Origin of the sequence: Kribbella sp. NPDC051770, from assembly GCF_040681455.1 — a bacterium.
Classification (GTDB): Bacteria; Actinomycetota; Actinomycetes; order Propionibacteriales; family Kribbellaceae; genus Kribbella.
Window position 1 is genome coordinate 255,080 of record NZ_JBFAYT010000008.1, and the last position, 13,874, is coordinate 268,953.

The window sequence follows — 13,874 nt, forward strand, 5'->3', positions numbered from 1 at the left end:
GGCTACTACTCGGTTGCGATCGCCCGCAGCACGTCCAGCCGCGCTGCACGCCGTGACGGCCAGATCGCAGCGAGTACGCCGACGATCGCCGACACGACCACCGCCCCGGCCAGCTGCAGCACCGGTACGTCGAGCACCGCCAGGCCGTCGTCGACCATCACGTGCTGCACCGCCGCCCCGGCCAGTACGCCGACCACCATCCCGAGAATCGCGCCGAACACCGCGATCGCGACCGCCTCGACCCGCAGCATCCGCCGTACCTGCGGCCGGTCCATCCCGATCGCGCGCAACAGCCCGAGCTCGCGGGTCCGCTCGACCACTCCGAGCGCGAGCGTGTTCACGATCCCGAGCAGCGCGATCAGCACGGCGAACCCGAGCAGCGCCCCGACGACGCCGAGGACGCCGTTGATCGGTCCGCGCTGCGCGGCGGCGTACGCCTGCTGGTCGCGGACCGCGACCGACGGGTAGTCCTTGACCGCGCCGAGCACCGCCTGCCGGACCGCGCCGAGATCGGTGCCGTCGGCAACATCGACGTACAGGGTGGCGTCGATCTCGCCGCCGCCGAGCTCGCGGAACCGGGGCAGGGTGGTGATCACCGCGTCGAGCTGCTGGTTCGGCGCGATCACCGCGCCGACGGTGAGCTGGTGCTTGCCGGTCGTGGTGGTCAGCGTGAACGGCTCGCCGACGGTCAGCTCCAGGCGGTTCGCGAGGTTGCGGGGGAGGGCGACCTGGCCCTGGGCGAGGCTGTCGAGCGAACCGGTGAGGACCTTCGCGGTGATCGGGCCGCCGAGTGTTCCGTCCGAGACACCGGCCAGCGCGACCGGCTGGTCGCCGACCTCACCGCTCGACTGCCGGACGCGGTGCACGGCCGACACGCCCTGGACCTTCGCCATCGCGTCGCCGACCGCCGTACTGAACGGGCGGTCGCCGGTGACCACGAGCTCGGAGCTGCCGATCGCGTCGGCGATGCCCTGGTCGACCGAGGCCTTGGCCGAGGCGGCGATCACGAACAGGCCGCTGACCAGCGCGAGCGCGATCATCAGCGCGGAGGCGGTGGCCGACGTACGGCGGGGGTTGCGCTCGGCGTTGCGGCGACCGAGCAGGACCGCGGCCCGGCGGCCGAACGGGAGCATCAGCGCGCGGACGGCGTACCGGCTGAGCAGCGGGAGCGTCATGACCAGGCCGAGCAGGACGAACGCGGTCGTGAGGCCGACCAGGATCGCGCCGGGGAGGCCGTCGGCGTTGAGCGAGATCAGGCCGAGCAGGACCGCCATCAGGAGCAGGAAGGCGCCGATCACGACCCGGACGACGAGACTGCGCTCGGGCAGGGTGGTGTCGGCTTTGAGCGCGACGACCGGCGGCAGCTTGCCGGCGCGCCGTGCCGCCGGGTACGCCGCCGCGGCGGTGATCCCGATGCCGAGCACGTACGACGCGATGACGGTCGCCGGGCTGACCTGGAGCGCCGCTGACGGGATCGCGAGATCGAGGCGCTGGTAGAGGTACTGGATGAGCCCTGCGACGCCGACGCCGAGCAGGAGTCCGAGGGTGGAACCGATCGCGCCGATCACCAGCGCCTCGCCGAGGACCGTGCCGGTGACCTGGCCGCCGGAGGCGCCGACGGCGCGGAGCAGCGCGAGCTCGCGGCTGCGTTGGGCGACGACCATCGCGAACGTGTTGACGATCAGGAAGGTCCCGACGAACAACGCCAGGCCGGCGAACAGCAGGAGCGCCGCGGTGAGACCGCCGAAGGTGTCGTCGAGGGCGCTTTCGCCGTCGTCGGCGACCTGCGCGGCGGTGCGGACCTGGACGGTGTCGCCGACCTGCGCCTGGATCGTGCGGGCGAGCGCGTCGGGATTCTGGCCGGGCTGGAGCGCGACGGCGATCGACGTCCAGCCGGGCTCGCCGAGGAGCAGGAGCTGGGCGGACGCGCTGTCGAAGGCGACGAGGGGTGCGCCGGCCGACGTACCGGACAGGCCTGGGGTGGTGAGACCGGTCAGCGTCGCGGTGACCGCGCGGGCGGGGGTGACGACCTTGACCTTCTGGCCGATCTCGAAACCCTCGCGGTCGGCGGTGGTGCGGTCGAGGGTGAGCTGCTCGGTGCCCCACGGCGCGGAGCCCTCGACGAGCTTGAACGGCGCGGTGCGGTCGTCGTGCGGCCAGCTCGCGCCGAAGGTGTCGAGGCTGTAGGTGTCGATCGGTTGGCCGTCCTTGGCCAGGATCTCGACGTCGGGGACGAGGAGCTGGGCGTCGGCGGCGGCGACACCAGGTGTTGAGGCGACCTTGTTCGCGACGTCGATCGGGAGCGTCGGCGGGCGGTTCGGCGTACCGGAGACGGGGGAGACCGGGGTGATCGTCAGGTCGGCGGTCGCGGCGGCGAAGTTCTTCTTCAGGGCGGCCGCGAGGGTGTCGCTGAACACCATCGCGCCGCTCACGAACCCGATGCCGAGCAGCACCGCGACCGTGCAGAGCACGAACCGCAGCCGGTGCGCCCGCACCGACCGGAGCGCGAGCTTGAGCATCAGCCGGTCGTGGTTTCGAGGCGCTTCATCGAGTCGAGCACCGTCTCGGCCGTCGGGTCGACGAGCTCCTCGCGCAACCGGCCGTCGGCCAGGAACAGCACCCGGTCGGCGTACGCGGCGGCGGTCGGGTCGTGCGTCACCATCACGACGGTCTGGCCGAACTCACGCACCGAGCGGTGCAGAAAGCCCAGTACGTCGGCCGAGGCGCGCGAGTCGAGGTTGCCGGTCGGCTCGTCGGCGAAGACGACGTACGGGCGGGAGACCAGCGCGCGGGCACACGCGACGCGCTGCTGCTGACCGCCGGACAGCTCGGCCGGCTTGTGCTGCAGCCGGTCCTTCAGCCCGACGGTCTCGACGATGAGGTCGAGCCAGGCCTGGTCCGGCTTGCGGTTGGCCAGGTCGAGCGGGAGCGTGATGTTCTCCAGCGCGGTCAGCGTCGGGATCAGGTTGAACGCCTGGAAGACGAACCCGACCCGGTCCCTTCTCAGGTGCGTGAGGGCCTTCTCGGTCAGCCTGGTCAGGTCGATGTCGCCGAGGAACACCTGGCCGCTGGTCGGGCGGTCGAGCCCGGCCAGACAGTGCAGCAACGTCGACTTGCCCGAGCCCGAAGGCCCCATGATCGCGGTGAACCGGCCCTGCCCGAACTGCACGCTGACATCGGCCAGCGCGTCGATCCGGGTCTCACCGGCACCGTAGCTCCGGCCGAGCAGCGTGGTCGTGATCGCCGCAGCCGGTGCGACGGTTTCCGCGGTCATGGGGGAAACCTAGCTGTTGAGGGGTTTGTCAGGCGTCGATCACCACGGGGATCACGACCGGACGCCGGCGCCAGTGCCGGTACGTCCAGTTGCCGACCGCGCGCCCGACCAGCTGCTCCAGCTGGCTCGCGTCCCCGATCGACTCCGCGGCCGCCCGCGCCAGCGTCTCCTCGATCACCGGGATGACCGGCTTGAACGTGGTGTCGTCGTGGACGAAGCCGCGGGCCAGGAAGTCCGGCGGCTCGGCCAGCTTGCCGGTGTGTGCGTCGACCAGCAGGACGACCGTGACGACGCCCTCCTCGCCGAGCGTCCGGCGGTCCTTCAGGTTCGCCTCGGTGACCCCGCCGACCGTCATCGCGTCGACGTACACGTAGCCGGCCTCGACCTTGCCGGTGATCTTCGCGCGGCCCTTGTGCAGGTCGACCACCACGCCGTCCTCGGCGATGATCACCCGGTCGGCCGGTACGCCGGTGCTGACCGCGAGCGCCGCGTTCGCCTTCAGGTGCCGGAACTCGCCGTGCACCGGCAGCACGTTGCGCGGCTCGACCAGGTTGTAGCAGTAGACGAGCTCGCCGGCGCTGGCGTGACCGGACACGTGCACCTTCGCGTTGCCCTTGTGCACGACGTTCGCACCCCAGCGGATCAGGCCGTTGATCACCGCGTAGATCGCGTTCTCGTTGCCCGGGATCAGCGAACTGGCCATCAGCACCGTGTCGCCCTCACCGATCCGGATCATGTGGTCCCGGTTCGCCATCCGCGACAGCGCCGCCATCGGCTCACCCTGCGAACCGGTGCAGACCAGCGTGACCTTGCGGTCCGGCAGCTGCTCCAGCTCCTTCAGGTCGACGATCAGGCCCTTCGGGACGTTCAGGTAGCCGAGATCGCGGGCGATCCCCATGTTCCGCACCATCGAGCGCCCGACGAACGCGACCTTCCGGCCGCCCGCCTTCGCGGCGTCCAGGACCTGCTGGATCCGGTGCACGTGGCTCGCGAAGCTCGACACGATGATCCGGCCCGGCGCCGTACGGAAGACCTGGTCGATCGCCGGGTTCAGGTCCTTCTCGGCGGTCGTGAAGCCCGGGACGTCGGCGTTCGTCGAGTCCGTCATGAACAGGTCGACGCCCTCGGCGCCGAGCCGGGCGAACCCGCGCAAGTCGGTGAGCCGCCGGTCCAGCGGGAACTGGTCCATCTTGAAGTCGCCCGTGTGCAGCACCAGCCCGGCCCGGGTCCGGATCGCGACCGCGAGACCGTCCGGGATCGAGTGGTTCACCGCGAGGAACTCACACTCGAACGGACCGAACTGCCGCTTCTCGTCCTCCTTCACCTCCACCGTCACCGGCTTGATCCGGTGCTCCTTCAACTTGGAGGTGATGAACGCCAGCGTCAGCTTCGACCCGACCACCGGGATGTCCGCCCGCTCCTTCAGCAGGTACGGCACCCCGCCGATGTGGTCCTCGTGCCCGTGGGTCAGCACGATCGCCTCGATCTTGTCCAGCCGGTCCCGGATCCACCCGAAGTCCGGAAGGATCACGTCGACGCCCGGCTGGTGCTCCTCGGGGAACAACACCCCGCAGTCGACCACCAGCAACTTGCCCCGGTGCTCGAACACGGTCATGTTCCGGCCGATCTCACCCAGACCACCCAGAGCGACCACGCGCAGGGCGTCATCAGGAAGGCGGGGCGGCTGACCGAGATCGGGATGCGGATGACTCATAGCGTGGACGTTATCCGAGGCCACGGTTGCGATGTGTCACCGACCTCGTTTCGGGGGTGTGACGGGCACCTCAGAACAAAGTTTTCGGGGGTGCGTGGGGGTGGTGGTGCTCGGGCGCCGGCCGGCGTCAATCGGCTGAAGATGCTGCGGCTGAGGCGCCGCGGCCGCGGAGCATGTCGATCGGCGTGATCAGCGGGCCGGCGGCGGCGTCACCGCACGAGTCGGGCAGTTCGGATCGCGTCGAGCGGTGGGGAGCGGACGTGCACCACTGTCCAACGGCCTCGCGGAGGTGGTGCCCAGGCGTGGAGATGGCGCGGGAGTCAGCCGCGAGCGGGGTTAGTTAGTGGTGGAGGTCCGCACCTGACGCAATCAGGTCGCGGCGGCCTGGTTGCGGGGGACAGCAAGCGTCGACGAGGCGGACCTGCGCCCGCGCAAGCAGGCCCTCCCACGCGTTGCTCTTCAGGTACCGGTTGGGGGTGCCGACCGACATGCACCACTGATCAAGGACGACGCGCGGGTTTTGCTCAGGCGTGGAGGTGGCGCGGAGGCCGGCGATGGCGGGGGTTGGTCAGTGGTGGAGGTCGAATCCTGGCTCATCAACACGCGGCGTCGGAACGAGCAGCCGCGCCGATCGGTCGGGGCCGACGCCCACCACCGTGTAAGGACGTCGCACAGGTTGTGCTCAGGCGTGGGGATGAGGCGGAAGCTGGTGCTGACCGGGGTTGGTGGGTGGTGGAGGTCGGCCCACGAGGCGATCGGGTCAGGGACGCCTGGCGGGGCGGGTGGGCTCGCCGAGGTCAGCCCGCGACCGGGTGCGGACAGAAGCCGCCGGCCGTGCACCACCAACCCAACACCCGAAGCGGAGAGGGGTGGGCTAGCTGGGGCCGACCCACCGACCGGGTGGGGGCCGGGTCAGCCGTCGATGCCGACGAGGTCTACGGCGGCGGAGGTTTCGGCGACCTCTTCCACCGAGCGGGTGGGGAGGGGTGGTGGGGTGCCGCCCCAGGCTGGGCAGAGGGGTTTGTGGTCGCACCAGGCGCAGAGGGGGCCTGGGTTGGGGCGCCAGTCGCCGGATTCGAGGGCTGTGGTGATGGCTGTCCAGAGGGCGCCGACTTTGCGTTCGCAGGCCAGCAGGTCGGCTTCGTCGGGTTGGTAGCGGATGATTTCGCCGTTGCCGAGGTAGACGAGTTGGAGCATGGTCGGGACCACGCCGCGGAGGCGCCAGAGGACCAACGCGTAGAACTTCATCTGGAAGAGGGCCTTGGCCTCGAAGAACTCCGAGGGGGAGCGGCCGGTTTTGTAGTCGACCACGCGGATCTCGCCGGTGGGCGCTACGTCGAGGCGGTCCACGTAGCCGCGGAGGGTCAGGCCGGAGGCCAGTTCGGTTTCGACGTAGAGCTCGCGTTCGGCGGGTTCGAGGGCGTTGGGGTCTTCCAGGGTGAAGTACTTGCTGAGGAGTTTGTGGGCTTCGGCGAGCCAGCCGGCCAGCTCCTCGCCGTCGGTGTCGTCGGCGAAGAGCTCGGCGACCTCGGGCTCGGCTTCGAGGATGCGTTGCCACTGGGGTTCGAGGAGCTGGGCGGCCTGTTCGAGGGTGCGCTGGCCGCGGGGGAGGTCGTAGAGCCGCTCGAGTACGGCGTGGACGACGGTGCCGCGGACGGCGGCGGACGACGGTTTCTCGGGCAGCCGGTCGACGACACGGAAGCGGTACTTCAGCGGGCAGCTCATGAAGTCGGCCGCGCGGGACGGCGACAGCGCACCGTTCGGGTGGCTGCCGCTGTGCGCGGGGGCTGCGACGCTCATGGGGAAACCCTAAGTCTTGGCACCGACAGGGCGGTTCACAGCAAGCTCCCAGCGGACTTTCGGCGAACCATCGGTTCCGCTCGGCACTCTGGTCCCACGAGACGAAGGAGACCGAGATGCACGAGCACGACCTGGGACTGGTCCACGACCTGGGGATTCTGCGCCGCCGCAACGTGCTGCGGCTACTCGCAGCCGGCGGGCTGGCCGTTGTCGCGGGCTGCGCGACCGACGACAGCCCGACCAGTACGACGACCGCGAACGGCAGCACCGGAACAAGCCCGAGCACCAGCACCAGCACCACCCCGAGCACGACCGACTGCGTGGACGAGATCCCCGAGGAAACCGCCGGCCCCTACCCCGGCGACGGCTCGAACGGCCCGAACGTCCTCACCGAGTCCGGCATCGTCCGCAGCGATCTCACCAGATCCTTCGGCGCATCCACAGGCACCGCGACCGGCGTACCGCTCACCGTCGAGCTCACCATCCAGGACGCCGACAAGTGCGCCGCACTGCCAGGCGCCGCCGTCTACCTCTGGCACTGCGACGCCCAGGGCCGCTACTCGCTCTACTCCGAGGGCGCCGAGAACGAGAACTACCTGCGCGGCGTCCAAGCCGCCGACGCGTCCGGCAAGGTCACCTTCACCACGATCTTCCCCGCGGCGTACCAGGGCCGCTGGCCGCACATCCATTTCGAGGTCTACGCGTCACTCGGCGAAGCCACCGCCGCCGGCAAGATCTCCGCGACCTCCCAGCTCGCCCTGCCCGAGGACGTCTGTGACGCCGTCTACGCCTCCAGCGGGTACGACGGGAGCGCGCGCAACATGTCCCAGACCTCGCTCGACAGCGACAACGTGTTCCGCGACGACGGCGCGACGAAGCAGCTCGCGACGGTCACCGGGAGCGTGCAGAGCGGCTACCGGGCACGGCTCACCGTGGGTGTGTAGCGCGGAGTTACCGGTGGCCCAGTAGGTTTACCTCGATGTCAGAGCCGCGTGAACCTCAGAACCCCGCCCAGCCGGCCGGTGCGCCGCCGCCCGGTACCTGGGTGCTCGGTCGTGTCCGCGGGATCCAGCTGACGATGCGGTTCACCTGGCTGCCGGTGGCGATCCTGCTGGCGCTGGGTTTCTCGGCGATCATCGCGCAGCAGTTCCCGTACCTGTCCGGCGGCTGGCGCTACTTCGCGTCGTTCGCGTTCGTGGTGGCGTTCACGCTGTCGGTGCTGCTGCACGAGCTGGCCCACGCGCTGATGGCGCTGCGGTTCAAGATCTCGGTCACCGAGATCAACCTGGGCTTCTTCGCGGCCGGCACCCACATCGAGGGGGAGCGCAAGTCGCCGCTGGAGGAGTTCGCGATCTCCGTCGTCGGCCCGATCGCGTCGCTGCTGGTCGGCGGTGCCGCGTACGCCGGCTCGCGGGCGCTCGACGAGGGCGTCGCGTACGCCGTCGTCATGCAGCTCGCGGTCGCGAACCTGATCGTCGGCGTCACGAACCTGCTGCCCGGTCTGCCGCTGGACGGCGGCTGGGTGGTCCGGGCCGCGGTCTGGAAGGCGACCGGGAACATGCACACCGGCACCATCGTGGCCGCGTGGGCGGGCCGGGTGATCGCGATCCTGGTGCTGGCCGCACCGGTGATCCTCGAAGAGGTCTTCGACCGGAACCCGACGCTGATCGACTTCGTGATCGCGCTCGCGGTCGGCTTCTTCCTCTGGATGGGTTCGACGGCGTCGCTGATGCAGGCCCGGCTGAAGCAGAAGCTGCCGGCGCTGCAGGTCCGGTCGCTGGCCCGGCGCGCGATCGCGGTCCACGCCAGTACGCCGATCTCGGAGGCGGTCCGGCTGGCCGCGCAGGGGCAGGCCGGGGCGGTCGTCGTGATCGACGGCGACGGCAAGCCGCACGCGCTGGTCCAGGAGGCGGCGGTCACCGCGGTCGCGCCGAACCAGCGCCCGTGGACCACGATCGGCGAGGTCGCGACCCGGATCGGCGCGGGCCACATCATCGGCGTCAACGACACCGGCGAGGAGATCCTGGCGACGCTGCGCAAGCACCCGGCCTCGGAGTACCTGGTGCTGGACACCCAGGGTCAGGTGTACGGCGTCCTGGCCACGGCCGACGTCGAGCGCGCGTTCCGCGGCCGCTGACCGTACGGCGTACGGGCGGCAACCCCCGGGATTCGGGACCGGGCACAGCGCCGAAGTAAGGTGTGCGCCTTATGTCTGATCTGCGCGATTTTCCTGATGCGGCGTTTTCCGGGGTTCATCATGGGCCGTTGCAGCCGGGGGAGTGGATCACGTTGTCCGACTCCAAGGGCCGCCGGCACTCGGTCTTCCTGGAGCGCGGCAAGACCTTCCACACCACCAAGGGCGGGATCGAGCACGACGCGCTGATCGACGGCCCGGACGCGGTCACGATCCGCTCCAAGGGCGGCGTGGAGTACCTGGCGCTGCGGCCGCTGATGGCCGACTACTCGGTGTCGATGCCGCGCGGCGCGCAGGTGATCTACCCCAAGGACACCGCGCAGATCGTGACGATGGCCGACATCTTCCCCGGCGCGAAGGTGGTCGAGGCCGGCGCCGGCTCGGGTGCGCTGACCACCGCGCTGCTGCGCGCGGTCGGGGTGCACGGCGAGCTGATCTCGTTCGAGCGCCGCGAGGACTTCGCCGAGGTGGCCCGCAAGAACGTCACCGGCTTCTTCGGCGCCGAGCACCCGGCCTGGCGGCTCGAGGTCGGCGACCTGGTCGAGAAGCTGGACGAGACCGACGTCGATCGCGTCGTACTGGACATGCTGGCCCCCTGGGAGTGCGTTGACGTCGTGGCGGCTGCCCTGGCCCCGGGCGGGGTGTTCTGCGCTTACGTGGCCACCACGACCCAGCTGAGCCGATTCGTGGAGACGCTGCGCGCCCACGGCGAGTTCACCGAGCCGCGGGCCTGGGAGTCGCTGGTGCGTGACTGGCACGTCGAGGGACTGGCCGTTCGGCCCGGTCACCGGATGCAGGGACACACCGCGTTCCTGGTCACCGCGCGCCGGATGGCCCCTGGCGTGAAAGCGCCACTCAAGAAGCGCCGCCCGGCGCCCGGCGCGTACGGCGACGACTATTCCGGACCCCGTCGTTCCGATTCCGTGCAGGACACGCCCTGACGTCGCGCCATTCTGTCCGCGCCGTGCTGTATTAAGGCGCAACAGGCTCGACCAGGCAACGGTTTCATCCGCAACCGACACGTGATGGGATTCGGCTTGCCCGGCGAGGTTTTCTGGGTAAGGTCCATAGGGTCGAGCCCCACATGGTGAGGTGATGATCGTGGCTGGAGACGAGAGTCCTACCGCGGCAGAGCTGCGTAACCAGGTCCGGTACCTGGAGGCCGAGGTCGCAGCGTTGCGGCGTCGGTTGCTGGAGCACCCGGCTGACAGCCGGTCGCTCGAGAGCAGGCTGTCCGAAACCCAGGCGTCCTTGGCGAGCGTGACCGCGCAGAACGAGCGGTTGGCCGAAACGCTGCGCGAGGCCCGAGAGAAGATCATCGCCTTGAAGGAGGAGGTCGACCGGCTGGCGCAACCGCCGTCCGGTTTCGGGACCTTCCTCGGCCGCAACGACGACGACACGCTGGACGTGTTCACCGGAGGCCGCAAGCTCCGGGTCGCGGCGAGCCCGTCGGTTGACCTGGACGCGCTGAAGCTCGGCCAGGAACTGATGCTGAACGAGGCGCTGAACGTGGTCGAGGCCTGCGACTTCGAGGTCGTCGGCGACGTGGTGATGCTGAAGGAGCTGCTGGCCGACGGCGAGCGGGCGCTGGTGATCGCGCAGGCCGACGAGGAACGGGTCGTCCGGCTCGCCTCGCCGCTGCTGGACACCGCGCTGCGGACCGGCGACTCGCTGCTGCTGGAGCCGCGCTCCGGCTACGTCTACGAGAAGATCCCGAAGTCCGAGGTCGAGGAGCTGGTGCTCGAAGAGGTCCCGGACATCGACTACACCCAGATCGGTGGCCTGTCCGGCCAGATCGAGCAGATCCGGGACGCGGTCGAGCTGCCGTACCTGCACAAGGACCTGTTCCTGGAGCACGAGCTGAAGCCGCCGAAGGGTGTGCTGCTCTACGGCCCGCCCGGCTGCGGCAAGACGCTGATCGCGAAGGCGGTCGCCAACTCGCTGGCCAAGAAGGTCGCCGAGCGCACCGGCGTCGCCGAGCAGAAGTCGTTCTTCCTGAACATCAAGGGCCCCGAGCTGCTCAACAAGTACGTCGGCGAGACCGAGCGGCACATCCGCCTGGTCTTCCAGCGGGCCCGGGAGAAGGCCTCCGAGGGCATGCCGGTGATCGTGTTCTTCGACGAGATGGACTCGCTGTTCCGGACCCGTGGGTCCGGGGTCTCCTCCGACGTCGAGAACACCATCGTCCCGCAGCTGCTGAGCGAGATCGACGGCGTCGAGGGCCTGGAGAACGTGCTGGTGATCGGTGCCTCGAACCGTGAGGACATGATCGACCCGGCGATCCTGCGGCCCGGCCGGCTGGACGTGAAGATCAAGATCGAGCGGCCGGACGCCGAGTCGGCCCGCGACATCTTCTCCAAGTACCTGACCACGACGCTGCCGCTGCACGCCGACGACCTGAGCGAGTTCGGCGGCGACAAGGTCGAGTGCGTGAACGGGATGATCCAGCGCACCGTCGAGCGGATGTACACCGAGGCCGACGAGAACCGGTTCCTCGAGGTCACCTACGCCAACGGTGACAAGGAGGTCCTGTACTTCAAGGACTTCAACTCCGGCGCGATGATCCAGAACATCGTCGACCGGGCCAAGAAGATGGCCATCAAGGCGTTCCTCGACGACAAGCAGAAGGGTCTGCGGGTGCAGCACCTGCTGCAGGCCTGTGTCGACGAGTTCAAGGAGAACGAGGACCTGCCGAACACCACCAACCCGGACGACTGGGCCCGGATCTCCGGCAAGAAGGGCGAGCGGATCGTCTACATCCGGACGCTTATCTCCGGCAAGCAGGGCACCGAGCCGGGCCGGTCGATCGACACGGCGACCAACACCGGTCAGTACCTGTAGGGCGAAAGCAAAAAGCCGCCCCGGGACCTGGAAGGGTTCCGGGGCGGTTCCGTGTCCGGCGTGAGCAGCGGCCCCGTACGGCGTACGCAAGGGGCCTGGCACCACCACCGTCCCTGAACTCGCGCAGGGTCCGGCCGGGGTTTCCCCCGATTCCGGCGCCCGCGCGGCCGCCGTACGGTCGTCGCATGGCGACGGACGAGGTGCGGAAGGACCTGCGCGCGGCGGTGGCGGCGCGGCAGGACCTGGGGGCGGAGTACGAACCCGAGATCATCGACGGGTTCCTGGAGCGGCTCGACCAGCGCGCCGCCGCGCGGTACGGGCAGCAGGGCCATCCGCTGCCGGCGCCGCTGCCGCCGGACGGCAAGAAGGACACCGACGGCGGCGGCCTCGCGCTGGCCATCGTCTCCGTCGTCGCCGGCATCCCGATCACCGCGATCGCCGCCAACCTCGAAGGCACTTTCGCGATGGTGATCTGCTGGGGCGGCCTGGTCGGCATCAACCTGGCCCGGGCCGCCGCGCGCTTCACCAACCGTTGAGCTGTACTAGAGGTTGAGCGGCACGAGCTTGCCGTCGGCGTCGTACGCCCTGAACTGCTGGTCGAGGTCGCTGCTGCCGTCCGGCGTGGGGTCGTACTGGCCGGGCGGGATGACGGCCGTGCTGTGCGTGTACGCGAAGCCGCCTGCGACGGCGCCTTGGGTCCACTGGCCCTGGCCCTCGGCCCAGACGTAGCGGGACTCGATCCGGACGATCCGCGGGTGCACCCGGAGCAGGCTCTCGTAGCTCGCGTACGCCGACTTCTTGTCGCCGGCGGCGCCCACGCTGCCCATGCCGCTCAGTACGACCGCAGGCCTGCTCGCTGACAGCTGCCGCTTCCACGTCGCGTCCCGAACACTGGCGCCGGCACCGGCGGCGAAGCAGCTGGTGATGCCCTGGCTGTAGGTGTTGCCGGGCTGGCCGGGGGTGCTCTTGGTCAGTACGACGACGCCGGTCTTGGCGGATCCGGGGATTGCTACCCGGCGGGCCCACAGCGGGTCGACCTGCTGGGCGCCGGGGAGCTTGCAGGCGTTCGCGGCTTGGGTGGCCTCTGCGGCGCTGACTGGGCCCAAGTCGACCCGTGGGAGCCACAGCGCCGCCGTTGGCTTGGAAGTGGGCTTTGGGGGAGTGGCGACGGTCGGCCCGGTCGCTGGCTGCAAGTCTGCCTCGCCGAGCTGGTTGCTGATCACCAGAGTTCCGGCGACGACCGCGCCGACGGCCGCCACGGCGATGGCGGGGGCTACCCAGCGGCGTACCTGCGGCGTGGCGCTGCGCTCGGTCTGGTCGAGCACCCGGGAGCGCAGCTGAGCGCGGCGCTCGGGAGCGAGCGGGGGGACGCGAGGCGGTTCGAGCTGAGTGTTCACGAGAGCTCCTCGTTCAGGGCGACCCGCGACAGCAGGTCGGGGAAGCGGCGGCGGGTGCGGTGCAGGCGGGCTTTGACGGTGCCTTCGGGGACTTCGAGGGCCGCCGCGGTATCCGCGATGGTCAGGCCGGCCCAGACGACGAGCTCGAGGGTTTCCTGCTCGTGCCGGGGCAGCTTGGCGAGCGCACGCCGTACGGCGGACATCCGGCGCTCGTCGTCGAGCCGCTGGGCCACAGCGGCCGCGTGGTCGGGTTGGTCGTACGGCGCCGGCAGTCGCTCGACCAGGCCGCGAAGCCGGCGCGTCGCGCGGTGCAGCGTGCGGCACTCGTTCGCCGCGACGGCCAGCAGCCAGCCGCGTGCCGACGGCGCGGTCAGCGGGCCCGGTGGGTTCCGCTCGAAGCGCCGCCAGGTGCTGAGGAACGTTGTCTGCACCACGTCCTCGGCCGCTGCCCACGACGCCGTACGCCGGAAAGCGAACGCGTGCACGTCGTCGGCGTACCGGTCGAAGAGCAGGCCGAGTGCCTCTCGGTCACCGTCGCGCAGGCGGTCCCAGAGCACGCTGTCGCCAGGTGGCCCGGCCGCCATCGAGTACTCCGTCTCGTCGGTCAGGATGATGTTCACACCAGGTAGTGACCGCCCGGCCCGGAGAAGGTTG

At 70.1% G+C, this 13,874-nt stretch carries 11 protein-coding genes; 5 read left to right on the plus strand and 6 right to left on the minus strand.

Annotated features, from left to right (window positions below):
- Window positions 1-5 precede the first annotated feature (5 nt).
- From AB0M01_RS26295 to AB0M01_RS26310, 4 genes are all read right to left on the minus strand, one after another.
- The gene (locus AB0M01_RS26295) at window positions 6-2,519 is read right to left on the minus strand and encodes an FtsX-like permease family protein (RefSeq protein ID WP_363673960.1); all 2,514 of its coding nucleotides are present in this window, start codon (window positions 2,517-2,519) and stop codon (window positions 6-8) included.
- Window positions 2,519-3,274, minus strand: a complete 756-nt coding sequence (locus tag AB0M01_RS26300; RefSeq protein WP_363673962.1) for an ABC transporter ATP-binding protein — start codon at window positions 3,272-3,274, stop codon at window positions 2,519-2,521. The genes AB0M01_RS26295 and AB0M01_RS26300 overlap by 1 nt, the downstream gene beginning before the upstream one ends.
- 28 nt (window positions 3,275-3,302) lie before the next feature.
- Window positions 3,303-4,988, minus strand: coding sequence for a ribonuclease J (locus AB0M01_RS26305; protein WP_363673964.1), 1,686 nt, complete (start codon window positions 4,986-4,988; stop codon window positions 3,303-3,305).
- A 912-nt stretch (window positions 4,989-5,900) separates the two neighbouring features.
- A complete protein-coding gene (locus AB0M01_RS26310; RefSeq protein ID WP_363673966.1) occupies window positions 5,901-6,788 on the minus strand; it encodes a PD-(D/E)XK nuclease family protein in 888 nt (295 codons plus the stop codon).
- A 116-nt stretch (window positions 6,789-6,904) separates the two neighbouring features.
- On the opposite strand from AB0M01_RS26310, the gene AB0M01_RS26315 reads away from it, so the two are divergent.
- The 5 genes from AB0M01_RS26315 to AB0M01_RS26335 all read left to right on the plus strand — a co-directional run bounded on the left by AB0M01_RS26315 (window position 6,905) and on the right by AB0M01_RS26335 (window position 12,359).
- Complete coding sequence (locus AB0M01_RS26315; protein ID WP_363673968.1) at window positions 6,905-7,732, plus strand: intradiol ring-cleavage dioxygenase; 828 nt, start codon at window positions 6,905-6,907, stop codon at window positions 7,730-7,732.
- A gap of 35 nt (window positions 7,733-7,767) precedes the next feature.
- On the plus strand, window positions 7,768-8,925 hold the full coding sequence (locus AB0M01_RS26320; RefSeq protein WP_363673970.1) for a site-2 protease family protein: 1,158 nt from the start codon (window positions 7,768-7,770) through the stop codon (window positions 8,923-8,925).
- A gap of 71 nt (window positions 8,926-8,996) precedes the next feature.
- Complete coding sequence (locus AB0M01_RS26325) at window positions 8,997-9,923, plus strand: tRNA (adenine-N1)-methyltransferase (protein ID WP_363673972.1); 927 nt, start codon at window positions 8,997-8,999, stop codon at window positions 9,921-9,923.
- A gap of 154 nt (window positions 9,924-10,077) precedes the next feature.
- Window positions 10,078-11,823 (plus strand): proteasome ATPase, encoded by a 1,746-nt coding sequence (arc, locus tag AB0M01_RS26330; RefSeq protein WP_363673974.1) that lies wholly within the window; start codon window positions 10,078-10,080, stop codon window positions 11,821-11,823.
- Window positions 11,824-12,008: 185 nt separating this feature from the next.
- Window positions 12,009-12,359, plus strand: a complete 351-nt coding sequence (locus AB0M01_RS26335; RefSeq protein ID WP_363673976.1) for a hypothetical protein — start codon at window positions 12,009-12,011, stop codon at window positions 12,357-12,359.
- A 6-nt stretch (window positions 12,360-12,365) separates the two neighbouring features.
- Here the strand turns inward: AB0M01_RS26335 and AB0M01_RS26340 are convergent, their stop codons facing one another.
- Both AB0M01_RS26340 and AB0M01_RS26345 read right to left on the minus strand, forming a co-directional pair.
- Window positions 12,366-13,220 carry a hypothetical protein gene (locus AB0M01_RS26340; protein WP_363673978.1) on the minus strand — a complete coding sequence of 285 codons (855 nt, stop codon included), beginning with the start codon at window positions 13,218-13,220 and terminating at the stop codon, window positions 12,366-12,368.
- Window positions 13,217-13,840: an RNA polymerase sigma factor gene (locus AB0M01_RS26345; RefSeq protein WP_363673980.1), complete on the minus strand. Its 624-nt coding sequence runs from the start codon at window positions 13,838-13,840 to the stop codon at window positions 13,217-13,219. The genes AB0M01_RS26340 and AB0M01_RS26345 overlap by 4 nt, the downstream gene beginning before the upstream one ends.
- Window positions 13,841-13,874 lie beyond the last annotated feature (34 nt).

Coding starts and splice junctions, on each gene's coding strand:
- arc (WP_363673974.1), top strand. CDS start 10,078: ATGATCGTGGCTGGAGACGAGAGTCCTACCGCGGCAGAGCTGCGTAAC.
- AB0M01_RS26310 (WP_363673966.1), bottom strand. CDS start 6,788: ATGAGCGTCGCAGCCCCCGCGCACAGCGGCAGCCACCCGAACGGTGCG.
- AB0M01_RS26315 (WP_363673968.1), top strand. CDS start 6,905: ATGCACGAGCACGACCTGGGACTGGTCCACGACCTGGGGATTCTGCGC.
- AB0M01_RS26305 (WP_363673964.1), bottom strand. CDS start 4,988: ATGAGTCATCCGCATCCCGATCTCGGTCAGCCGCCCCGCCTTCCTGAT.
- AB0M01_RS26320 (WP_363673970.1), top strand. CDS start 7,768: ATGTCAGAGCCGCGTGAACCTCAGAACCCCGCCCAGCCGGCCGGTGCG.
- AB0M01_RS26335 (WP_363673976.1), top strand. CDS start 12,009: ATGGCGACGGACGAGGTGCGGAAGGACCTGCGCGCGGCGGTGGCGGCG.
- AB0M01_RS26325 (WP_363673972.1), top strand. CDS start 8,997: ATGTCTGATCTGCGCGATTTTCCTGATGCGGCGTTTTCCGGGGTTCAT.
- AB0M01_RS26295 (WP_363673960.1), bottom strand. CDS start 2,519: ATGCTCAAGCTCGCGCTCCGGTCGGTGCGGGCGCACCGGCTGCGGTTC.
- AB0M01_RS26300 (WP_363673962.1), bottom strand. CDS start 3,274: ATGACCGCGGAAACCGTCGCACCGGCTGCGGCGATCACGACCACGCTG.